This is a genomic window from Cupriavidus sp. 05L411 (genome assembly GCF_056398045.1).
In genome coordinates, this window is sequence record NZ_JBFTOQ010000044.1 from 14,241 (window position 1) to 38,513 (window position 24,273).

General features: G+C 63.9%; 15 protein-coding genes. 3 read left to right on the plus strand and 12 right to left on the minus strand.

The window, feature by feature from the left end; translation table 11 throughout:
* The first annotated feature begins 8 nt into the window (after positions 1-8).
* From AC1DQR_RS32675 to AC1DQR_RS32685, 3 genes are all read left to right on the plus strand, one after another.
* Complete coding sequence (locus tag AC1DQR_RS32675; protein ID WP_477134481.1) at positions 9-1,838, plus strand: gamma-glutamyltransferase family protein; 1,830 nt, start codon at positions 9-11, stop codon at positions 1,836-1,838.
* A 105-nt stretch (positions 1,839-1,943) separates the two neighbouring features.
* Positions 1,944-2,924: a Bug family tripartite tricarboxylate transporter substrate binding protein gene (locus AC1DQR_RS32680; protein ID WP_477134482.1), complete on the plus strand. Its 981-nt coding sequence runs from the start codon at positions 1,944-1,946 to the stop codon at positions 2,922-2,924.
* A gap of 4 nt (positions 2,925-2,928) precedes the next feature.
* Positions 2,929-3,471 carry a GAF domain-containing protein gene (locus tag AC1DQR_RS32685; RefSeq protein ID WP_477134483.1) on the plus strand — a complete coding sequence of 181 codons (543 nt, stop codon included), beginning with the start codon at positions 2,929-2,931 and terminating at the stop codon, positions 3,469-3,471.
* Positions 3,472-3,590: 119 nt separating this feature from the next.
* Here the strand turns inward: AC1DQR_RS32685 and AC1DQR_RS32690 are convergent, their stop codons facing one another.
* The 12 genes from AC1DQR_RS32690 to AC1DQR_RS32745 form a co-directional block, all read right to left on the minus strand.
* Positions 3,591-4,220, minus strand: coding sequence for an SCO family protein (locus tag AC1DQR_RS32690; RefSeq protein WP_477134484.1), 630 nt, complete (start codon positions 4,218-4,220; stop codon positions 3,591-3,593).
* Positions 4,221-4,312: 92 nt separating this feature from the next.
* The gene (locus AC1DQR_RS32695; RefSeq protein ID WP_416050900.1) at positions 4,313-5,947 is read right to left on the minus strand and encodes a cytochrome c/ABC transporter substrate-binding protein; all 1,635 of its coding nucleotides are present in this window, start codon (positions 5,945-5,947) and stop codon (positions 4,313-4,315) included.
* A gap of 2 nt (positions 5,948-5,949) precedes the next feature.
* Positions 5,950-6,789 (minus strand): LolA-like protein, encoded by an 840-nt coding sequence (locus AC1DQR_RS32700; protein WP_477134485.1) that lies wholly within the window; start codon positions 6,787-6,789, stop codon positions 5,950-5,952.
* Between the two features lie 9 nt (positions 6,790-6,798).
* Entirely contained in the window at positions 6,799-7,584 is a 786-nt protein-coding gene (locus tag AC1DQR_RS32705) for an outer membrane lipoprotein-sorting protein (protein WP_416050901.1), read from the minus strand.
* A 48-nt stretch (positions 7,585-7,632) separates the two neighbouring features.
* A complete protein-coding gene (locus AC1DQR_RS32710; protein ID WP_416050902.1) occupies positions 7,633-8,130 on the minus strand; it encodes a hypothetical protein in 498 nt (165 codons plus the stop codon).
* A gap of 138 nt (positions 8,131-8,268) precedes the next feature.
* Positions 8,269-17,028 carry an Ig-like domain-containing protein gene (locus AC1DQR_RS32715; protein WP_477134486.1) on the minus strand — a complete coding sequence of 2,920 codons (8,760 nt, stop codon included), beginning with the start codon at positions 17,026-17,028 and terminating at the stop codon, positions 8,269-8,271.
* A 17-nt stretch (positions 17,029-17,045) separates the two neighbouring features.
* Positions 17,046-18,641: a multicopper oxidase domain-containing protein gene (locus AC1DQR_RS32720; RefSeq protein ID WP_477134487.1), complete on the minus strand. Its 1,596-nt coding sequence runs from the start codon at positions 18,639-18,641 to the stop codon at positions 17,046-17,048.
* Between the two features lie 10 nt (positions 18,642-18,651).
* Positions 18,652-20,133: a multicopper oxidase domain-containing protein gene (locus AC1DQR_RS32725; RefSeq protein ID WP_416050905.1), complete on the minus strand. Its 1,482-nt coding sequence runs from the start codon at positions 20,131-20,133 to the stop codon at positions 18,652-18,654.
* 328 nt (positions 20,134-20,461) lie between these two features.
* On the minus strand, positions 20,462-21,073 hold the full coding sequence (locus tag AC1DQR_RS32730; RefSeq protein ID WP_477134488.1) for a type II secretion system protein: 612 nt from the start codon (positions 21,071-21,073) through the stop codon (positions 20,462-20,464).
* Positions 21,070-21,462: a type IV pilin protein gene (locus AC1DQR_RS32735; RefSeq protein WP_416050907.1), complete on the minus strand. Its 393-nt coding sequence runs from the start codon at positions 21,460-21,462 to the stop codon at positions 21,070-21,072. Before AC1DQR_RS32735 ends, AC1DQR_RS32730 begins: the two co-directional genes overlap by 4 nt.
* Positions 21,463-21,470: 8 nt before the next feature.
* A complete protein-coding gene (locus tag AC1DQR_RS32740) occupies positions 21,471-21,989 on the minus strand; it encodes a type II secretion system protein (RefSeq protein ID WP_416050908.1) in 519 nt (172 codons plus the stop codon).
* Positions 21,990-21,992: 3 nt separating this feature from the next.
* On the minus strand, positions 21,993-24,149 hold the full coding sequence (locus AC1DQR_RS32745; protein WP_477134497.1) for a secretin N-terminal domain-containing protein: 2,157 nt from the start codon (positions 24,147-24,149) through the stop codon (positions 21,993-21,995).
* Positions 24,150-24,273: the final 124 nt, after the last annotated feature.

Below are 24,273 nucleotides of genomic sequence, written 5' to 3' on the forward strand. Positions count from 1 at the left end.
GAGTCTCCATGTTCACCACCCGCCCGGAAATCGTCGGTACCTTTGGCGTGGCCTCGTCCACCCACTGGCTGGCCTCGCAAACCGCCATGAGCGTGCTGGAGCGCGGCGGCAACGCGTTCGACGCGGCCGTTGCCGGCGGCTTTGTGCTGCAGGTGGTGGAGCCGCACCTGAACGGCCCGGGCGGGGAGGTGCCCATCCTGCTGTGGAGCGAGCGCGAACGCGCGGTGCGCGCCATCTGCGGGCAAGGCCCGGCGCCCGCGCTGGCCGACCCGGCCGCGATGCGCGCCATGGGACTGGACCTGGTGCCCGGCATCGGCCTGCTGCCCGCCACGGTGCCCGGCGCCTTCGGCGCGTGGCTAACCATGCTGCGCGACTATGGCACCTGGACGCTGGCGGATGTGCTGGCCCCCGCCATCGGCTATGCGCGCGACGGCTTCCCGCTGGTGCCGCGCATCTCGCAAGCCATCCTGGCGGTGCGCGAACTGTTCCAGAACGAATGGCACAGCTCGGCCGATGTCTGGCTGCCTGATGGCCGCGTGCCCCGCCCGGGCAGCCTGCATACGCTGCCTGGCGTGGCACGCACCTATACCCGCATCGTCGAGACGGCCGAAGCCGCCAGCGGCAAGCGCGAGCAGCAGATCGACGCCGCGCTGGATGGCTGGTACCGGGGCTTCGTCGCCAAGGAAATCGACAGCTTCTGCCGTACCCAGGCGGTGCGCGACACCACTGGCGAGCGGCATAAAGGACTGCTGCGCCATGAAGACATGGTGCACTGGACACCCACCGTGGAGGCGCCCGCCACGCTGGATTTTGGCCGCTATACGGTGGCCAAGTGCGGCATCTGGAGCCAGGGCCCGGCGTTCCTGCAGCAACTCGGCATGCTACGCCACGCCGATCTCGCCGCGCACGCGCCCACCTCGCCCGAGTTCGTGCACCGCATTGCCGAGGCGGCCAAGCTGGCCATGGCCGACCGCCTGGCGTGGTACGGCGACCCCAACTTTGGCGATGCGCCGCTGGCTGGCCTGCTCGACCCCGGCTACCTCGCCGCACGCGCGCGCCAGATCGGCGAACGCGCCTCGCTCGACATCCTGCCGGGCACCGTCGATGGCCGCGCGCCACGCCTGCCTGACCTTGGCGCGGCGCAGCGCACGCTGCGCCACGCCGATGTGCGCTTCGGCGTGGGCGAGCCCACCTTTGCGGCCATGCCGCCGGTAGCGGAATGGGCCGAGCGCGAGATCTTCGTCGGCGACACCTGCCACATCGATGTGATCGACCGCGAGGGCAACATGGTCGCGGCCACGCCATCGGGCGGCTGGCTGTCGTCCAGCCCGGTGATTCCCGAGCTGGGCTTCGCGCTCAATACCCGCCTGCAGATGACCTGGCTGGAGCCGGGCCTGCCCAACACGCTAGCGCCGGGCAAGCGCCCGTGCACCACGCTGTCGCCCTCGCTCGCGCTGCGCGACGGCGAGCCCTATATGGTCTTCGGCACCCCCGGCGGCGACCAGCAGGACCAATGGTCCGTCGCTTTCTTCCTGCGCCACGCCGTGCACGGCATGAACCTGCAGGAAGCCATCGATGCGCCTGCCTGGCATGTCGATCATTTCCCCGGCTCGTTCTGGCCGCGCTCGGTGGTGCTCAACCGGCTCAGCGTGGAGTCCCGGCTGCCCGAGGACACCATCGCGGCGCTGCGCGCGCGCGGCCATGAGGTCAAGGTGGGCGAGCCCTGGTCGGAGGGGCGGATGTCCGCCTGCACGCGGGAGCGCGATGCGCAGGGGCGGCTGGTGCTGCGCGCCGGCGCCAATGCGCGTGGCATGCAGGGATATGCCGTGGGCCGCTGACGATGCATTGGCTCACTGGTCCACTGTCTGCTGGACCCGACTTGCAGGATCGAATCAAACCGGATCGCACCGTGCGGTTCGCATAGCCATCGGAGAAGGAAAGAGATGAAAGCCGTTTTGAAGCGCTGCCTGCTGGGCCTTGCCACGTTCTCGCTGTTTGCCGCCGCCTCGGGCGCTGGCGCCGCCGATCCCTTCCCGCAAAAGCCCATCACGCTGATCGTGCCGTGGGCCGCCGGCGGCTCCACCGACATCCTTGCCCGCGTGCTGTCCGAGCACCTGACCCGCTCGCTCGGCCAGCCGGTGATCGTCGACAACAAGCCCGGCGCATCCGGCAACATCGGCTCTGCCATGGTGGCGCGCGCCAAGCCCGACGGCTACACGCTGCTGGTCGGCTCCATGAGCACGCACGCGATGAACCCCGCGCTGATGCCCAACATGCCCTTTCGCGGCGTGGAAGACTTCACCCCGCTGGGCCTGCTGGCCTTTGTCACCAACACCATGGTGGTCAACCCATCGGTACCCGCGCACAACGTCAAGGAGCTGATCGCCTACGCGCGCGCCAACCCCGGCAAGCTGGCCTATGCCAGCGCCGGCCCTGGCTCCACCAACCACCTGAGCGCGGTGCTGTTCGAAAAGATGGCCGGCGTGCAGATGCTGCATGTGCCCTACAAGGGCGGCGCGCCCGCCGTGGTCGACACTGTGGCCGGGCAAACGCAATTGCTGTTCTCCGCCGGCACGCAAACCCTGCCCCACGTCAAGGCCAACAAGCTGCGCCTGCTCGCCGTGACCGAAGCCAAGCGCTCGCCGCTGCTGCCCAACGTGCCCACCGTGGCCGAGACCGTGCCCGGCTATGAGCTGTCCGTGTGGTACGGCGCCTTCGGCCCGGCCGGCATGCCGCCAGCGCTGGTGGCACGCCTGAACCAGGAGATCAACAGCATCATGTCACTGCCGGACGTGAAGGAAAAGATGAACGCCATCGGCGTGGAAACCGCCACCTCCACACCGCAGCAGTTCGGCACCATCCTGCGCCGCGACGCGGACCGCTATGGCAAGTTGATTCGGGACCTGGGCATCAAGGGAGAGTGAAGCCGTGACCGATATCGTGAATGATGCCGCGCCCTCCGTCGTGACCTTGCCTGTGGCCTTGCTAGCCTCGCTATGCGACACGCTGGCGCGCGCAGCCAAGCCCGCCATCGCCTTCGATGCGATCGGCAGCGCCACTGCCGCGCTGCTGGGCCCGGGGCTGCTCACCATCAACGCCTACCGGCGCGCCAGCTCCGAAGTGGTGCGGCTATGGTCCTCCGACACTGCCGCCTACCCCGTGGGCGGCCGCAAGTACAAGGCTGATACGCCGTGGACACGCTGGGTGTTGCATCAGGGCGAGGTCTTCGTGGGCGAGGGAGACGCGGCGCTTGAAGCCGTGTTCGACGATATCTCGACGATTCGCGGGCTTGCGCTTTCGGCCGTGGTCAATGTACCGGTATGTGAGCGCGGACAATGCGTAGGGACGTTCAACTTCCTTGCGGCGCGCGGCGCGTGGACGCAGACCGAGGTGGCCGTGTTGCGCTTGCTCGCGCAGATGGTGGCGCCGGCGGTGATGGCGGCTAGCCCGGCGGTGGGAGCAGAGCGCTGAGACGGGACGTCCGGCATCCGCGTTGCCGGCCAGCGAAACGTCTACTGTCGGCATTCCGGCGCTTTGCAGGGACCTGACGGAGATCCCTGCAAGGCGCCAGAAGCCGGATCATGCTCCAGTCAGTTAGCTGCGACCAGCTTCTGATAGGCAAGGAACAGCTCGTCCGCGGTAGCAAAGCCATCGATCCGCAGCCATGGATTGCCCGGCGCCGCACGCAGGAATACCACGGGACTGTGGTTCATCTTGTCCTCGTGATAGACGTTGAATGCGCGCTGCGTGGCAACGCTCGCGGCAACAGCGCCGGTGTAGTGCTGCCATTCGGGACCCGCTCCGAACTTCATCGCATATTCCCGCAGGCGCGACGGCGTGTCCTGCTCCGGGTCGATCGAGATCGACACCATGTGCACCTTGTCCCTGTTCGGGCCAAGCTCGCCCTGCAATTGCGAGAGCGTCTGGCTGATCACCGGGCAAACGGATGTGCAAGTGGTATAGATGAACGTCAGGACCACGGGGCGGCCGTCGTCCAGTTCATCCTTCAGGGAGACGGTACGGCCATCGTCTCGTACCAGCGTCACGGATGGCAGTGAGTAGGCCGCGGTGGATGTGCGCGTGTCCCGCATCATGTGGTGATGCGCATGCGGATCGGCGCCATCGTGCGCCAGCGCATACGGCATCACCGCCGCGATCGTGCTCCCCGCCGCAAGGGCCGATACCAGCGCCCTGCCCCATCGTTCTTTGAACGCGCTCATGGAAACCTCCTTCAGCAATTATCGACACGCTGCGCTAGCGGATCATGGCAATCCGCACATCCCTCCGGATGGACCTTCACCTGGATGCTTCCCTACGGCACCGTCCACTCCCCGTCCACGGTCAGCCGTGTATGCTCAGGCTCCGCGAACCGGACGATGTATCCCCCTTTGGAAGCGAAACGCTGGCCCGGCCCAAGCGTCAGGCGTGGATAGTAGCCGGTGATGATGCGGCGCTCTATCATGTCGTCCATGCGCTCCACCAGATAGTCACGCGCAAACGCGTCGACCATGTGGCTCAGCGTCTCAGCCAGCAGGCCACAGGCAAGAAACGTGTCCGCCTGCGTCTGCTCGGCGACGACCGGGATACGCCGGATCGCAAACCAGCCCAGCGCATAGTCCACGCGCACACGCCGGCGCTCTGGCAGGTCGACGGGATAGGCGAGGCGAGTCACGCCGCGCCAGCCCGCAGGCAACGGCGTGCGCTCGAGCCCGCCCATCAGGCCAGACATGAACACGTCGGCGCGCGGCGGCGGCGCGTTGCCAAGCGCGGCGATGTCGCCAGGCCGCAGCCACAGCATGAGCGCGTCCGCGCCCGCTGCGCCGCGCAGCGCTTGAGCCACGCTCTCGCCGTTGGCGAGAGCGTGGCTGGATACCGCGACGCCGTGCCCCTTCAGCTTGACGGCGAGCGCCTTGGCCGCCGGCTCCCCGCTGTCGCCGGCACGATAGAACTGGCGCACCGACTTCGCCACCTTGCCACTGCCCGCATCCAGGATCTTCTTCGCGATCAGGTCCGCTTCCAGCAGCACGCCGCTGGAGAAATACAGGGAATAGAAATCGGTATCGCTGTTGACTGGCACCTCGATATTCGGAAACAGGCATGGCACGGATTCCTGCTCGCAGAAAGCATGGACCGGCGCCCAGTTCCTGCCGCCGAGCCCGGACACCACGGCAAGGACGGGCTCCGCCGCCAGATGCCGCTTGAGTTGATCCAGCCAGGTCGCTTCCGGGCCGGTGAGTTCCCAGACATGCAGTTGCCAGCGGCGATTGACCATGAACATCATCTTGCGCGAGGTGCGTAGCGCAGGGGTCGGCCCGAGCGGAAACGTATTCTTGTCGGCGAAGTAGTGGTCCAGCACATCCAGCATGCCGCGGCGCTTCACGGGATCCGCGTCGGGCGTGATGATGGTAGCGAAATGGAGTACCGTGTCCGTGACCCCCGGCGGCCTGCGTTGGTCCATCCGCTTCAGGTATGCGATCAGTGCGGCCATGTCGGCATCGTTCAGCGCGAATTGCGGCATCAGGTAGTTGAGTGGCCGGCCTTCCGAGTCCAGGCCTTCGCGGATGGCTCGGGCAACGGTGTCATCGGTATACGGATCGCGATCGGCCCGCATGCCCTCGACGTAGGGGAGGTCGAGGTCCTCGAGGCTCTTGGCGCGCGGGTGAAAGAGATAGCGCCCGGTGATCGGCGGCACGGTGCCAAAGCCCTCCTTGGCGCCGAGGCCGCTGCGCCGATGGCAATTGACGCAGGCCGCGGCGGCCCCCTGCATTCGCATGCCGCCATCGCGGATCGCGTCGAGCGGCGCCCCCGAAGGCAGCTCGCCGCGCTGGAAAATCGCTTCGCCGGCATCCGTTGCCGAGGCGCCACTGGCTTGGCCGCCAAACCCCGTCAGCGCAGCGGCGACGAAGCCCGCTACGAGCGCCCGCAGCGCGGATAGTCCCCGGCTCATCGCTATGGCGCCGGCCAGGCCATATCGCCCGAACCTGGCCGCGCCTGGGCATCGATCGACACCGGCTTATCCTGCCTCGGCGTGCCGGGCTTGGCGAACATCCAGTCGCCCAGCGAGGGGTTGAACGAGACTTCGTCAATCACGAGCTTGTCCGTTGCCTGGGCCGTCGCGACGCCGCTCTCGATCGTGCACGGAATCTGGAGCCCGTCGATTGCCCTGTAGTCGCGATAGAAGACAGTGACTGTGTGCGACTGTCCCAGGACATTGCGAGATTCGCGGTCGTATTTGAGTTCCAGGAATGTCTTCGCGTCGATCCACAGGCGGCGGCTCCCGCCCGAGGGTAGCCGGATGCCAAGGCGGTATGCCTTGTGCCCTTCGACTTCATCGACGCCGTCGAGCGTCACGGCGATACCCTTGGCCTCGTAGTCCATGAGCGGCCCGTCGATCACCTGCTCGTCATGCGCGAACTTCACCTCTTCCATCGAATAGGGCTGCAGATTCGGCTTGCCGCCCTGGGTCGGGTGGAGCTTCCAGCCATGGCTGCCATCAAAGACGCGCACGGCCATCTGATTGAGCGCGGTGATCTCGAAGCGTGTCTTGTTGGGACGCTTCATGGCCAGCAAAAAACGGGCAGGCGCGTTCGCGCTCTCCACGTGTCCGACCCAGACCATGGTCTGGATCTTCCGCCAGGCCTCAAGTCCTCCCCGTGCGGCAGCGTTCTTCTCCACGATCTGGGCCACGCTCAAATCGGGCGACGGCGATGGCTGCGCCGCCAGCGCCGCCAGCGCCGCCAGCGAGACACAAGCGGCGAGAGCCCCGAGGGCGATCCGTCTGATAGTCATAGCCCCCCCTTACTTGCCGGGTAACCTGGCCGACGCCAACTGCGGTTTCGCAAACACGGCATCGTCCACCGGCTGGTTCATCGCCACATGCTCGACGGTCATCCGGTGGGCCTTCTTGACGCCTTCGACAGCGGTCTCCAGGACATGCGGCATCTTCAGCCCGCCCTCCGTCTTGTAATCCCGGTAGTAGACGGCAACACCATGCATCCTGCCGTCCAGCTTGCGCGGCTCGCCCTCCATCTTCAGTTCGAGAAAGCTCGTTGCGTCCACCCACAAGCGCCGCTCCACGCGGTCCTTCATCGTCAGCTTGAGCTTGTAGGCCTGGTGCCCCTCCACGGACTCCATCCCCAGCAGTTCCACCTTGGTGCCTTTCCTGGCGTAGTCGACCAACGGGCCATCCAGCTCCGCGGCTTGCGCGGCGATCTTGGCCTCGGCTGCGCTGTACGGCTCGACCTCATCGCGCCCCAGGAAGGGCCTGACCTTCCACCCTTGCGCCCCGTCGTACACCTGCAGGGCCGTCTGGTCCTGGAAGCGAAGCTCGAAGCGGCTCTTGTGCGGCCGCTTCATCGTGGCCACGTACGGCAGCATCACGTCCTTCTTGCCGCCGACATCGATCTGGCCCGACATGGTCAGACTGCTTACCGCCCGCCAGGCTTCAAGCCCGCCGCGAGCCGCCACGTTCCTGTCGGCGATCTGAGCGGCCGTCAGCCGGCTCCCCGATGCGCTTTCCGTCGCCGCGCCGGCAGACCCCGCCAGGGACGCCAGCCCCAATGCCAGGAAGAGAATTCGGTTCATGAGCACACCCCCCTCAATCCATACCTCACAGATCGCGCCCACGCGCGATCATTCAACCACCAGGCCGTCGATATGAAAGGCACCGATCATCACGTTGACGCGGTCCCCGGTTTTAATCAGGTTGCCTTTGTTGGAAAACACCATCCAGTATTCCTGGCCGACCGCCAGCGGGCCCGATTGCCGCAACTGGCCAATCTTGTCCATGACAGGAATCTGCAGAAGTGCCCGACTCCTTTGCCCGAGCAGGTAGGGCGTCGCATTCTTGTCGCCCAGCATCTGGGCGATCCTGGGGTCGGTCACGCGATAGCTAAAGCGGATCAGGTTGCCCGATGCAGTCTGGCGTACGTGCAGATCCTCGACACCGCCGTAGAGATCGTAGTAGGCCTTCGCGTGCTTTGGCAGCTTCACCGGCGTATAGGGCGAGGTCCTGGCGGACGGCGAAGGCGCATGTGTCAGCGCCGCCGAGGGCGCTTCCTGCGGGAAGGCCGAGTCCGCCAGGGCCCTACCCGCCCAGACGCCACCGGCGAGCAACATCGCGATCGTCATCAAGTTTCTGGTATGGCTGGACATCTTCTTATGTCATCCCTGGCGCTTACCTGTTCCTGGCTCCTCGATGCAGGAGGGGGCGCCCAGAGCCGCTCCCCTCCCCCCCCCCTTTTCCACCTCGCGCTCCTCCCCCTTTTCCTAACGTATTGCCACGCCAGTCAAGGCCGAGCTCTGCGTACCGGCGCTATCGGAAATGCTGAGCGTCCCCTTCTGAGCCGAGTTCGCTGCGTCGCGGCCGCTAGGCCTGAACCGCACGGCGATGGCGCAGGTGCCGTTCGGAGTCAGGCTGGTGATCCTGCTGCCCGCGTTCGGGTTGACGGCGCCGCAGGTCGTCTGCTGTGCAACGATGACGAAGTTCGCGCTATCCACCGTGATCGCCGGGTTCGCAATGCCAGTCAACGGTACGCCTCCCGTATTCTTCAGCGTAAAGACATGAACCGGCCCTGCCTCGCCCCGCTCGACGCTGCCGAAGTCCTGGGTCTGCGGCGTCAGGGTCGCGCCGGATGCGGCGCTTGCCACGAACTCGACCGCGCCGATATCGAACTTCGCGCCTTGCGGCCGGACGGTACCGAAGAAGTCGTGATTCGGGGCACCCGCGTCGGTGGCGGTGTCGATTGCCGGCGAACCGGACGTGATCGCGTAGTTGCCAAGCGGCACGTTGTAGCCCGGGCTGCCCGATGGGATGCTGGCATTGAACAGGGAGAGCGGTCCGTAGGACATATTGATCCACTGGTTGCCTTCATCCGGGGTCGCCGTCGGCATCAGGCCGAAGAGCGGGTTGGGCAGCACCGCGTCCGCAATGCCCGGAGGCACGGCGAACCCAATCCCGCCACCTTCCGGCGGCACGCGCGAGCCATTGCAGTACTGGCTGATCACGGCTGGGTTGGAGCCCTGGTTGTTTGCCCCCTGATAGTCCCCGGCGTCGGTCAGGATCGAGTACAGGGGAGTAAGCGTCAGGCCCGACTCATGCTTGTTCGGAGCGGAGTCGCCAAAGGCCCCGATGTCCCAATAGACCGCCTTGGGATCGCAATAGCCCGTTGTCTTGCCCGTCTGGCTCAGCGTGGGGTTCAAAGTCACCAGGTTCTGCAAGCCGGGGATCGTGGCGTTGGGTCCGCCCACCGTGATGTAGAACGAGCGGTTCTGCCAGAACAGATTGTTGGACAGCACCGGGTTCGAGAACGTCGTACATGCATGGGTCGCACCCGGGTCCGTCCCTGCCGGGCAAGTCACCGCGGCGTTGCCGAACGCGGCGATGAAGTTCGGCGTGTGACGCGCCGTCTCCAGTCCGGCCGGCTGGTAGGCCGAGGTCGTGATCGGGTCGCAGGTGGTCTCCGCGCCCACCGTGGTGCAGTTGGTCGGCGGCGGCACATTGGCCTGGGCAGCCGCGGGCGTGTTGAAGAGTACGCCCGCCGACGCAGTCGTGTCGTTGGAAACGACCGTGTTGTTGATGAAACTCACACCCACGGCATCCTGGATCGACACGCCGCCTCCCGCCCAGCCCGCGACGTTATTCGCGATGATGTTGTTGGTGACGGAGACCCGGTACCACTTCGACGAGTCCTTTGGACTGCGTTGTACATCGGTACCATTGATGTTCTGCAAGCGCAGCCCACCGCCTTTACCGCTTTCCGCTGTGTTGCCGATCAGCAGGTTGCCGTCAATCGTCAGGCCCGGGCCGACGCCATCGGACAGCTGCGGTGCGCAATCGACGTCGACGGTCTGGTTCTCGCAGAACGTGCCGTCCGGCGGTACCCCCTGGACGATGACGCCGCCCCCGTAGGTAGGTAACGTCGGATTGTTGCTCTGGTTGAACAGCACCACGTTGTGCGAAATGTCGCCGTTGTAGCTGAAGCCGAAGTGGGCAACACCGCCGCCGTCGCCACTGCTCATATTGCCGCACACCCAGTTGTAGTTGAAATGGTAGTTGTCGGCCCCCGAGCAGAAGGTCACACCACCTACCGACGACGGCGTGGTCGAATTGATCTCGTCGCCGTAGGAAGCGTTGGCGGTCACCGAGTTGTGGTGCACATTCACGTTCATGTTGTAGCCAAACGGAATCTGGGTCACGCCGTCGGCGCCGATGGTGCCGTCCGGCACCTCGACCTGGCCGATCGTGATCCCGCCCGTGAGCGTGCCGGCGTTGCCGAAGACCCGGTTGTTCGAGACCTCCATGTTGTGGTTCCAGCCGTGCAGGAAGATGCCACCACCGCCTTGCGAGCTGTTGGTGAAGGTAATGCCATCGATGCGCGACGGGTTGCAGAGGAAATTGCCGGGATTATTAGCGCAATCCGCGGCGCTTGTCGTCAGCGGCGTGCAGATGCCGTTCGCGACGCAGTTGGGGTCGGGCTGCCCGTTGACGTCCTGCACGCCTTTGGCCAGCACCGTAATCGCCGCACCTTCGTACGCCCCCATCAGCGTCGGCTCGATCAGTAGCTCTCCCAGGTTGCCGTTGAGCGTGTTGTCCCACCCGACGGTCGGCTCGAATGGTATGGGGTCGATCTTCCGCTGCATGGTTGACGGGCAACTGTAGGTGTTGGTGGGATCGAAGGGATTCGACGACGAGATCGCTCCACCATTGCGGGACACGCCGAACAGGCAGCTGACCTGCGCACGCCACGGATCCATCTTGCCTGAAGGGTGCGTATTCGCATTGACCGTCACCGACGCAGCGCCAACGCCTTGCAGCCGGACCGGTTTCCACATCAGCAGCATCTCCTTGTAGACACCCGGGCCCACGATGATCAGGTCGCCTGGGGTAGCGCGGTCGATCGCCGTCTGGATGGCGTTGCTGGTGGCGTTCTCGCCAGCGACGTACGCCGGCGCCTTCCCGCCGATGCTGACGCTGACCGAGTCGACGGACTTCTTGCCATTGCCTGCCGTGATCACCAGTTCGCCGTGATCGGTCGACAGCGTCGGCACCGTGACCGTGATCGACTGGTCGGTCCAGGACGTGATCTGCGCCGGCACGCCACCGATGCTCACGCTCGACGCAACGGTGCAGGCGCCACCGACGGTGGTGCACTGGCTACCGAAACCGTAATGGCGCGTGATGAACTTCTGGTTGTACGGCGCCTTGGTCGCCCCTGGCCCGCTGTAGGCATGGTTGATCACCTGCTGGTCGCCCAGCGCACTGATGGTCAGGCTGTGGCCCGCGGCGCTGACCCAAGGACCGGCACCACCGTTGCTGGTATCGCCCACCACCATCGAGATCGCGGGAGTGGCATCCGGATACGCGCAGTCAGGCTGGTTGTAGCCGTCCGCGAAGGCCTGCACCGGCACCACCGGCGTATCCATGTACTGGGTCTGTCCCGGCATGAAGGGAATCTCATAGCAGAACTGGCTGTACGCTGGGTTGTACAGCGGATCCTTGATGGTCTGCCCTGGGTGCGCGGGATCCGGCATATCCGGGTCGTTCATGCAGGCGACCATCATGGTCGGCGCATAGCCGGTCGGATTTGGCGGGTTGACTTCCCAGGTCGAATAGTTCAGGCCATTGAAGATGCCCCACTGGTCGGAGTACACACGGGCCACTTCGTTGCCGCCGAAATCCTTCATCGACACCGGCACGTTGGGTACGGCGAACTTCTCGCCGAATTGCGGCGAATACGGGTCGAATTCCGAAGAGAAGTCGTCCAGCATGAAGCCGGTGAAGTGCGCGGCGACGTGGGTTGAGCTGAATACCCAGAACTTCGCCAGCACCGTCATCTGATCGGTAAGCGTGACCTCCTTGCGGTCGCACAGGTGCCGCGACGCACCGGCGAACGGCGCCACTTCCTGCGAGCCCGGGAACAGGCTGATATAGTCGGGAACGATGCGCAGCGCACCGACGCAGGGCCAGAAGGTCTCGACGCTCCCGGTGTCGCCCTCATGCCTGGGCGTGGATCCCAGATCCGTGGTCGGGTTCTGCGGATTGTTCGCGTTATAGGTGGCATTCACGGCCGCCTGGTCGGGCAGGATGAAGATACTGCCCAGGCCAGCGAACTGCTGGGTCACCGGCGCGATGTAGTTGTCGCCAATGAGGATGTTCTTGTCTTCCTCTTTCACCAGTTCGTAGCCCGGGGGCACAACCACCTCGACCACATACTTGCCGGGGGGCAGCATGGGCGTTCCGGCCTCAAAGACTCCGCCACCCGCGGGATTCGGCACGCAGATGCTGCAGTTGGTACCCATCGGCCTTCCGGTTTGCGGATTCCTGCTTTTCACGCTGGGGAATTGGTACATCCCATCGTAGGGCGCGGGCTGCAGCTGATTGAACATGTGCATGCCGTCATAGCACTTGAACTGGGAGTTTGCCGGCAAGGCAGTATGCTTCGGATCGAGCCACTGGGTGCTATTGCGCAATGTGAAGAAGTACGGGTCCGTGGTTTCCTGGCCCGGACAGTTCATATTGGGCACGCCGTTGTTGCGAAAGCCCTGCGCCCAATCGTCCCAGCTGCTGGTCGTGGTGGTATCCACCAGGGTCAGGCTGGGCGTTCCATCCTGAGCGGTACCCTCCTGATACAGGTTGACAGTTACGTTCGGCACGTTGGGCGTCCAGCTCGTGTGGATCAGCAGCGCGGGGTCGTCAAACGGCCGCGTAGAAGCATAGATCACCTCACCCTTGATACCGCCGTTCTCATTTGCGGCAAACGGCGCCTTGCCGAACTCGATGAACGAGCTCTGGCCCGAAAAGCCCTGCCAGCCAAGGGTGGTCACCGACGGCGGATCGATCCGGCCGGTCGACGGGTTGGCGGCACTGTGGCCGGGTTGCAGGATCGAATAGCCAGTGCAATCGGCGTTGTCGCAGTACACCGCGCCAGGGACCCGTAGCTGGTTTGGTAGATGTGCGGTCGCGGATTCCGTTGTGTTGGCAAAATTCGCCGCAATGTTCGACTTGCCGCCACCAGGCGTGCCATCCGGCGGACCGCCAGCGTCATAGACCACGTGCACACCCGTCTGCTTGAAACGGGTTGTATCGGCTTCCACCACGTACCAGTTGAACAGCGGGAAGACCTCGTTGAACGCGGCGTAGCCGTTGAGGTCGGTATTGTTGAAATTGGAGTAGCTGCCGTCGCGGAAGCGGATGTTGGTCGGCACCAGCGTGAGGCCGGGCTCGCCGTCTTGCGAAACGCCGTCACGGTTCAGATCGATGAAAGTCCTGGTATAGAGATTCGTGTGCCATTGCAGGACCGCGAGATCTCCGACATTGACGCTCCTCGCGTTAGGTCCGAGCTGTACCGCCGTGGCAAGGCCATCGACGATCTGGTCGTTCCACTGGTCGAAGACCGTTAGCCTGAAAGTGCCATCGGGAATACCGGAAAAGCTGAACTCGCCTTTGTCGTTGCACTTGGTGAAGGCGATATCCTCGCCGTCCGGATCCCCCAGACTCACATAGCACTGCGTGAAAGCCAGGGAGTCGCGCGAGCCGCTGCCGTAGAGATGCTGGTTGGGCGGCCGGCTGTAGTGCAGGTTGGTGATTCTGCCGTTGACCGCATTGGCGCACGAGGCTCCGGAACGGTCGCATAGGCCGGACTTCGCGGCATTGGTCCTGCGATCATTGATGATCTTCGCGTTGGCGAAGCCGACGGAGACGTGGAAGCCGGCCGGGCCAAACTCCTGGAAGTACGCCGGGCCGCCTACCTTGATGAAGGCATCATGGGCTTTCTGTCCGTCAAGCGTATTTGTCTGGAGCCACTCCTCGCCCTTGGCAATTCTGTCGGCTGCCGGCGTTGCGACCACGCCGTATCTGCCGGGCATCAGATTGGCGATGATGGCCTGACCGACCAGCGGGGACGGTGTCTTGCCGTCGGATTCATATTTCGGACAGGTGGGAATCATGCCGACCAGTCCGTCTTTCGCCGACTTCGGCGTTGGCGAGATCGGGCACGCATTCAGGTGCGTGATCGGATCGATCATCCCCTGCAGCGAATTGGACAGCGGCATGTTGAACATGTCGTACGTCATCTGTCCGGTTGGATCGCCCGTGCCACCGGCGTCGTCGAATAGCTTGATCTCGAAGCCTCCCAGTCCCGGCTCCCGGGACGTCCCGAAGGCATCGGTGCCGCCGCTGACGTCGACTTCGCCGTTAAGCGGTGCGTCATCCTCGAACACGAACACCGAGATCTTCGCCGTCGCCAGCGGCGTTTGTTGCAGCGGTATGTTGACCGCCTTCTGTGCAGGCGCGATCGGCGCGCCGCCCATGCCGTGGCCACAGGTTCCCGTTCCGGGGGCGAAATCCGCGACCGACGGGCAGTCCTTGGCAATACTGAAAGGCCTCTGCAGCCCCTGGGGCTTGGCTGGATCGACCGGCTGGGGAGCGCCCGCGCCCGCAGCGAAGGGGTTGCCGGCATCGCCGGGCAAGATCGAAATGTAGTAGTGCTTGGCCGGGTCGAGCGCTACCTGGCTCGGGTCGACCGGGGCCTGCTGCGAGGAGTCCGTGCGACAGACGCCATTGCCAACGTCGCACACGGCTGGCATGTGCGAATTGCTCGCTGGGTCGAAGACTGTCTGCCCCGCCTCGCAAGCAACCTGACCGACACAGCCCGCGGCAATGACAGGCATATAGCTGGTATGGAAGCTGGTCCCCAGGCTCGGCACCGGCAGCGGCGGGCAATTGGCCGGCCGCGTGGCGGAGTTCACCTGGCATGCGGGGTCGATCTGGAAGGTGCGGTCTTCCTCGATGATCCAGCGGTAGTCGGTGATCTTGATCGGCGTTGCCCCCGGCCGCACGCTCGGCGCGTCAAGTACATTCACGACCAGGCCACTGCCGCCCTTGAACGTCACCGTCGCCGTGGCAGCATTGCTCGGCGTCTTCTGCGAATTCACCGCCTTGTACTTGAAGGTCACGGTAGCCGTCGTTGCGGGGCCCGGCGCAGCCGTGGGTATTGCCGTGAACGAGCCATCCGCGTTCAGCGTGACCGTGCCGCCCGTGGCGCTACCGGCAACCAGCGCGGCAGTCAGCGGAAGCTGCGAAGGATCGCTATCGTTCGCCAGCACGCCGGGCGCGCCGATCTGCAACCGCGATGCAATATTGCTGAGGAAGCTGTCGCCGCCGGCTGTGGGCGCCCCTCCCTTGCAACTACCGGTACAGGCGGCCAGCGTCACCTTCGCCGTCAGCGCGGCGTTTCCGTTCGCCTGGTAGGTGAAGCTGTCGGACGTGGTGCCAGCATTGGGCACGTAGGTAAACGTACCATCAGGATTCAAGGTGACCGTGCCGCCCGTGGGTGTTGTCAGCAGCTTGACGCCGTAGACGCCCACGTCGTTGGCGACCACGCCCTTGGCGGGGTCCGCCACCGTCAGGCTACTGCCCGAAGCCAGGAAGTAGGAGTCGGGGTTGGCCTTCGCAGTCACCCCGCTGGAGGGCAGTGTGGCGCCATTGGCGCCGATGTATGCCATCATGCCGCCGTCGCGCTGATTGTTGGTGGATAGGCTCAACTGGCGATCAAACACCGCCAGGGCCGCTGGCGCGGTCGCCGGAGCGACAGCCACGGGGGCATTGATCAGTACGTCATACGTCTTGCCTGCAGCCAGGAATACTTCATTCTGCACTCGCCGGTTCCCCGGGAGGAGATTGCCGTCCTCCGCTAGCAGCGACAGTCCCGAAACCACCTTGGGCGTACCTGAACTGTTGTCGGTGGTCAGCGCCCCTACGATGGACGGTACGTGCATGCGCAGACCAGCGTTGACGAAGCGCACCAGGACACTGCCAGTGGTGTTGGCAGGGTTCGTCGAGAATAGCGAACTGGCGGTCTTGGTCCTGTCGAAAGCGATGCCATTGATAAGGTAGTAGCGCGGATCGTAGTTGACAGCAGGCGGATAGCACGCGGCTGCGCGGTCACTGCAAATCACGCCTGTCAAGGTCAACGCCGCAACGACCTGCGCCCCGGTGCCGGTGGTACTCGTTACCGTAACGTCGGGAACGGCGTAATAACCCGTCCCGGCACTGTCAACCGTGATACCGGTGATAGCGCCGGTGCCATCCACGCTTGCGACATGAGCCGTCGCCGCTACCGAAGCGCCGCCACCGGAGAACGCGACGAGATCGCCAGCCTTGTAGCCGGTACCCGCGATGGGGTTGCCGGCGGAGTCGAGCGCCACCGAGATGGAACTGACAGAGTCCCTGAGGACGCGGGAGGAGGTTTCGCTGAAATTCGCGGTCGACACAGCCGTGGCAACGGCGGCATTTTGCGTGGCATCGATTTCGCTGAGCAGCAGAGGAACGTCCGCGTTGTAGGTGACGCCCGGATAGGCTGTGCCCAGCGCGGGCACTACGGGAGCGGTGGTAACCACCAGCACGCCATAAAGACCCAYCGGACCCTGGATGGACGGGTGGGTTCCCGATTCGATCAGGTAAGTACCGGGCTTGAGATTGCTCCATGTCAGCGCCGTTGGGCTTGCGCCGGTGGCCGTGGCCACTTCGGTTGCAAAGGACTGGACCCGGGGCCCCTGATTGGGCGGACTAAAGGTAGCGCCGTTGCTATCCCCGGCGATCGGCCAGGTCACGGCCTGGACCGCATGGTTCGGGCTGGGCATTGTTGTTCGCGCCGCGCCCAGACCGCCGCCCAATTGACCCACGATCACCAGCGACGTGGGAATTCCCGAGGTGGCGCCCGGAGGCACCGGCAGATGATTGGTAAGGTTGATCGTCAGATTGCCAGGAGGGACGGTAATCACCACTGGCGTCCAGCTCGTCCCGGCATTCGGATTCAAGCCCTTGCAAGCGGCGGGCGCAGCGGCGCCGGTGCAGGTGTAGCCCCACATCGGTACAACTTGTCCGTCGGGCAGCGTGGTACTTGTCGCGCTCGCGGTCAGGTTGACACTCTGCGCGAACGATGCGCAGCTCGCCATCAATAGAATCGATGCAGCGAGGCCTGTCTTGAGCAAGTCGAAGAGGCTCGCCTTGAACTGGTTGGATCTCATCGCGTTTCCCCTGACCTCTAATTGGCTTCGTTGATCGTGAAGGCTTGTGGATCGACAAGCATCATCATCATCATCCCGCCCGGGAAGATATTGTTCGTGGTGATCTCGCGCTCATTGTGCGAGTGCCACATGAAGGCGAACCCAGCTTCGCTCGTCGGGGGATTCGCGATCGTGCCCGAGGGCGGCGTAGTGCCCGTAGGCCCGACAGCGCGGACCGTCGCATCGGGCCCCAGATAGGGACTGCCGCCATACCAGGTACCGTTCGTCAGGATGTTCGCATCGGGTAGCGTTACAGGACCGCCGCTGCCGACCTGGCCGAACGGATGGGTCTCGAGGGCCTTGTTATGATCCTGGCACCACTCGTAGTAGTTCGGCGCCATCGGGTCTGCCGTGTAATAACCGTTTGCATCCGGGGTGCATACCACCGGCTTACCGAGGTATGCAGGGAACGCCGGGTCGGTGTACAGGCCGCCGTCGACATGGCCATACACGTCCCAGTTGAGACCTCGGCCCGTCCAGTAGAAGATGCCATCCATCGCCACGCCAGGTGTGGTCGTCGTGGTGAACAGCAGCGGCCCGGCAGGCGAGACATTGTCGGTCTGGCTGAGTATTAGATTGCCGTCGCGCGCCAGCACCCRCACGTGATTGCCGTGCTCATGGAACGGATGCTGCCAGCGGCCGGTACCGATGATTCTCAGCAGCACGAGCTCGCCGGGATGCATATGCGGATTGCCGTTGTACGGCTGGTGCGGATACTGCACGGCATAGTTCGGATCCATGTCGTCGGGCATGGAGCGGCCATTGATCATGAAATAAGCTGGATGATAGGGTTCGGTCTCGACGGTCATGCAGCCGTTGGGCCGTGTGCACGCCTTCCCGGCCAGTGTCCCGACCTGCTGCTCCGCCTGGGAATGGATGCGGGGATCCATCTCGGAAAATTGGAACAGGTACTCGCGGTCGTAGCACGCCGCGCTGTTGGTGTAGGCTGCCGCCGCGTTGCGGAAGTCAGTCTGTCCGTCCGGCAGCGTGCTGCCGACGGCGCGGCAGCCAGCAGGTAGGGTGGTCGGCAAGACAATGATGGCCCCATACAGTCCCATCTCTATCTGCAGGTCGCCCTGCGTGCCGCTGTAGTAACCATGGGTACCCTCCGCCGTTGCGACGAAGCTATAGGTGACCGACCCGCCGTGCGCGGCCTCCCTGGTGAGCAGGCCTGGCACGCCGTTTGACGTGGTGACCTGGAACCCGGGGAAGAGAATCGAGGTATTGCCGGCGGCCGCCGGCAGGTTGTTCCTGAGCGTCACCGTCACGGTATCGCCCTTTCTGACGATCAGCGTCGGGCCCGGTATCTGCATGCTGGGACAGGCCGCACCGGGGATAGCCGCAGGGGAAAAGCCGGCCGGCGCAGTGCCGCCGGCACGGCAGCCGTAGCCCCAGGAGTAGATGCTGGAGCCATCCGGCTGGCTAATGCGCGCCGCCTCGGCAGTCAGATCGAAACTCGTCCCCGTTATGCCTGGCGCCGCGGCGTGCACCGGCACGCAGAACAGCACGGCAACGATAGCGCAGGCAAGCCGCGCGAAAGTCGCAATCCACGTGTTGCTGGTAGAGTGGCCCACGGCGCTTCTCCTAATTGCAGGACTTGGTAGTCGGGTCCACCACATTGCAGATGTGGACCTCGGTCATCAAGCCACCGAAGTTCTCGGCGTCATTCGAAAGGTGATCCAGATTCGGCGTGTACAGGTAATACGTCGATCCCACCGGGTAGCGGCTCTTGTTGCTTGCGTCCAGGATCACATCGATCGATTCACCGCCCCCCAGGGTGATCGAGTTCGTGTCGTAGGCCAGATTGTTGCCCGTCATATCGCGCAACAATCGCGCGTTGACGCCAACGACATGCATCGGGATGCCGAGTGAAGCCAGCGTCTGGAACTCGCTGACGTCGAGATCCGAGATCCTTAGTAACGCCTTGCCACCGAGTGGAATGTTGATGACGGTCGGCAGCGGCTGCGAGAAATGCGCTGTGCCATCCGCCACCTGTGTACTCATGGGCCCCTGCGTTACCGTGTCCGGATAGCTCCGTCCGTTCAAAAGGAAGTACTTGTCCTTCATGTCGGTAAATGGCTCCGGGTTGAAGGTCATGCCAACGAAGTGGAAATTCGGATCGAAACCATGGATCTGGATCGGGTACTCGACGTCGTAGGCGGTCGTGCCATCGCCGTCGTTGTAGGCGTACAGCGTCGGTGAGTTGCTCTTGTTGGGCTGGTGGGTAGCACCATTGTCCACGCGCGGCAGCGGCGTCGAGCACAGAATGTCGCCTCCGCACTTCGTGCGCGGATCGCTCTGCTGGGCTTGCAACGCAGCGTACAGCGAAGCGTTCAAAGGGACCCGGTTCTGGCGTGGCCGCACATAGATCTGACCCACCATGCCCATCTGGAGGTGCTCCGGCGGGGTGATGTGGCAGTGCCAGAAGTAGGTTCCCGCGTCCGGCGCCAGGTAGTAGTAAGTGAAACTGCCGCCGATGTTGATGGCGACGGAGGCATCCGGCACGCCGTCGTAGAACGAGGACGCATTCGGGTAGCCGTGGAAGTGCACAGTGTGCTGCTCGAACAGGTCCGGGCGCATGATCATTCCGACGTTCGTCAGGGTCAGGAAGAATTCATCATCCTCATCGATCGCCATGGTAGGGGCCGGCATGTTGCCATTCATGACACCGACATCCATGATCGCCCGCGCATCGACGTGTCCCGTGATTGCGCCACCGGCATTCGGATCCGGGACAAGGCCAATCGCGCCATTCGGATCTTCCGGCGTGCGAAACACGGACGCCTTCTGCGTTCCCGGGAGGCCGTTCTTGATATCAGTGAGGCCCGACAGTGGACCGAAGGCAAACAAGTAGGTCTGCGTGCCATCGCCCATCGTTGCGTAGCCGTCACCACCCGAGATCTGCTGACACTTGATTCCATCGCTGACCACACCCGTGGCCGACTTTGGATGAAGCGGCGTTTCTTCAGGACATTGAACCCGGAATGACTGGGCCGCCGCAGGTAGAGCGAAGAGAAGCAAAACCAGCGCCGACACGCCGCCGCGATATATGCGAGTACTAAACATATAACCTCCTTCCTGCGGGTCAGCCAGCGCGATTCCCGTAGGACATCAATTCCCACGCCTGCGGCAATGACACCCGTCCTTGCCGGTCATCACTGATCAATGCAAAGCGCGCAACCAGCGCCGGGATAAGCAAACTCCCTGGCCCTGGTCCCCAGCCCGATGAACGAAGAAGCGCAACGCGCCTTCAACCGTCTCGTTCCGGGGACGCCCTTTCTGCGGTTCTCTCCCCACGCTTGTATTGTGGAGAACGCCGATGGAGGTTTGCATGGGTCAACACCCTACTGATGCGGTAGGGCAATCCATCGAACGCCCTGCCGCGCCGGCGACGTCATCTGGACCGCCCGTTGGGACTGAACGGAGATGCGTTGTTCACACCTGTGCGCCGAGCAGCTGCATCGGCTTGTCCGGTCGAATCTTGCGTACTGGGAAGCGGATTGCTCGCGCGGCTTCGGCGGCCCGGTGGCAGATAAAAGAACTGCCACTCGCCATAGGTCTTCGCGTTGGCGAAATCCGCATAGCGCCGGGGGAAATTCGCGTGTTTGATCGCGGGCGCCGTGGACTTGCTATACACACCGTAAATACGGTCGCCGTCGCGGAGAAACAGCCAGTCGTTCTTCCCGGTGATCGGGTCCGGGTAAGCACGCCGCAGATGGTGTAGCGGCACAGGAGAGCGCTTGTCTTCCAGCAGGTCGTCGACCGACGCCGGCAGAGTCCGGCCCGCCTGGTAGTAACGCTGGATGGCCAGCCGGTACTGGTTGCCGACGAACAGCAACTCCTCTTCCTGCAGCCGCTGCCGTTGCAATGACCAGACATCGAGCGCGCCCATCAATGCCACTGAAACAAGGATCAGGGCGATCAGCAGCGTCAGCAGGACCAGGCCATGGGCGCCGTCGCCCTGGCGATGCCGGCTTGAACGACGCATACAGCGAAGGCGGCTCATTTTTCCGGCACCACGGCAGCAGCCGCCGGCACCGCCGCCGCTTCGCTCGCCGGCGCGACGTCATAGACGCCAGCCTTGTCCGTATCCGGCGGCGCGATGACCGTCCAGCTGGTGCCACCCGTGACCGGATCTTCCGGGACCCTGCGCAGATAGTGCTTTAGCACCAGTTCATCGAGATTCTCCGGATACTGGCCGTTGTCACCGAAGTACTTATCGATCGCATCCCGCATCACGGCAAGGTTCTGCCGCTGCACCTGCTCCTTGCCGCGATCGATGCTGCGAAGGTAGCGCGGTAGTGCAATGGTCAGCAGCAAGCCGATGATCGCCATCACGACCACCAGTTCGATCAAGGTAAACCCATGGAGCCTGCGGCTGCGAGCGGGTTTCATCGTGAGCCTCACCAATCTTTGTAGGGAATGCCATTGAGACCGAGGCGGTCAGTCTTGGATGACACGTCAAACACGTCATTGCCACCTTGCGGGCCGCTCTCCACGCTGCCGTAGGCACGCGAGTTCCAGGTGTCCTCCGCCGGCGTGGAGGCATCACCATTGAAGAACGGATCGCGCGGCACGCTGCGCAGGAACATCAGCAGCCCGGCCTTCGGATCCTTCGCGTCTTTGACGCCGGTCACCAGCACGGTCAGTGTCGGCGGATAGCCGGAAGCACCGACTTCTCTTTCTATCGAACCGTAGTCACTGGCGTCCTTGTAGGCGTCCAGCGCGGTACGGATCTGCCGCAGCGCGAGCCTTAGCTCCTGCTCCTTTTCACGCTGCACCATCAACTCGGAAAATGGCAGGATCGCCAGCGCGACAATGCCAACAAGTGCCAGCGTTACCACCAGCTCCATCAAGGTGAAACCGCGGCCATGAAGGAGCGGGCGACCGCGGCAACGTGCAGACTGGGCCTGGAGCGTCATGAGTCAATGCGTCCCATTGGGGACCGGATAGAGTGGGTTGTCGCTGGACATGTCGCCGGGCGGCATCTTCAGGATTGAGGGTGGCACAGGAGCTGGCCCTGCCGCGGGTGCAAGCACTTGCGTCGCGCCTGCCGTGCCGGTCGCGTCCGGGACGGCCGCGTTCGCATCAGCCGGCGCCGCCGCCACCGGTGCCGCCGGCGCGGCCTGGATCGCCGGGAACCTCCCCGCATACGGATCCACTGGCGGGGTTGTCCGCGGCGACGCGGGAGCCTGCCCGAGCGAGCCTCTGGGCGGCACCGGAGAAGGCGCGGGCGGAGAGGCGCGGCCACCCGCAGCAGCCGGTGTGCCTTCTCCAATGGCCGCACCGCCGACACCCGCCGGTGCCACGGGCACCACGGGTGCCACGGTTCCGCCGCCAACCCTTCCTGGCTTGACCGGCGCCATGGGATCGGCAACGGCGGGCGCAGGGGCGCTGGCGGGATCGAGACGCAACTGCTCGGTGCGCACATTGGCATCCGTGCCGGACCAGATTTCACGCGTATCGGCATCCGCGATGCGTTGAGGACGGATGATGTGCGGGGTGATCTGCAAAACGATCTCCGTCTTGACATGGTCGCCGTTGTGATCCGAAAACAAACGCCCGAGAATCGGCAACTGGCCCAAGCCAGGCACCTTGTCCGCCGTGGTGCGATCGACATCCGAAATCAGGCCGCCGAGGACCTGTGTCTCGCCGTCCCTGAGACGCAGACTGGTCGATGCGCTGCGTGTGCCGATCTGGTAAGCCAGCGAGCTGAGGCCGGTCTGTGCGTTGCTGCTCGATATTGTCTTCGTGATGTTGCTGACCTCGAGACTGATCTTGATGCCGACATCGTCGTCGCGGTAGACCTGCGGTTCAACCTCAAGCTTGATACCGACATCCAGGTACTGGATATTTTGCGCATAGGAAGGACCACTGGTGCTCGGGGTGCTCGAACTCGATATCACCGGCACCTTGTCGCCAATCAGGATCTTTGCTTTTTCCTTGTTACGGGTGCGGATGCGAGGACTCGCAAGCAGGTTCGCATCGGTATCCGTCAGCTTGAAGTTGGCGGTTGCCGACAGCCCGCTGACCACCAGTTGGTTAATCGGCAGCGTGTGCAGGGCGCCCCACGTGGACGCCGTACTTGGCGTGGCCATCGTGAAGCTGTTCGGCCATGCAATTCCCAGGTCCGTCAGCCGTTCATGCGAGACCTCCAGGACTTGAACCTCCAGCATGACCTCGGGTTCGGGAAGATCCTGTGCGGCGATCAGCTGTTCCGCGAGCCGAATGGTGTCGGGCGTTCCGCGAATCGACAGGGTGTTGGCATGTTCGTCGATCACGATCTCCTTGATCTTCAACAGGCTCTTCAACAAGGCCTGCACCTGTTTGGCGTCGATGTTCGACAACTGGAAGGTTCGGACCTTCAGCTCCTGGTACTCCAGTTGCTTGTTTGGCGTGGCGGGATAGATGAAGAGCGTGTTCGCATTCAGGACCTTCTTGTCCAGTTGGTTTTGCAACAAGATCAGATTGACCGCGTCCTCGATCGCGGCGTTGGTCACGAAGATCGTCGTCTTGAGGTCCGTGCGCACATCACGGTCAAAGATGACATTCAAGCCCGACGTGCGCGACAGCGCTTCAAAGACCATCCGCACGTTCGCGTCGCGAAACTGCAGCGTCACCGGCGTACGCATGATCGAGGCGGCCGCGCTCTTTTCCTCGCGCGCGGCCCGCAGCTGCCGCCGCTTGTCTTCGATCAGCCTCATCATCTGCTGTGCCTGGACGTTGGTCGGATTCTCCGCAAGCACGTCGTGCACACGTTCCGCCGCACTGTCATATGAGCCGCGCTCAAGCATCCGCTGGACCTCCGCCAAGATGACAAGATCGCGTATATCGATCTGTAGCGCTGCGCCCAGCTTCCGCCCTCGCTCGCTGGTGGGATCGATCCTGCTCGCTTCATCGAGCTTCAGCGCGGCTTCATGAAACTGGTAACTGGCTCGCAGCCGGTCCACCTCATCCAGCATCGCGTTCATCTGGCCGTTGCGTTCGTGCATGTAGTTCAGCTGTATCTCCGCATCGGTGGGGTAGCGAACGCTCGCGTTACGTAGCGCGCCTGGCTCCACCGCGCAGCCACCGAGCACCATCACGATCAGCGCCGCACTGAATCGACGCGCGTGGTAGCTGGCATAACGTACACGAGGAGCCGTGCAACCTGACGCGGCTATTGACCTGAGGGACGCGTCGCAGCGCTCTACTCTGCAGGCAGCG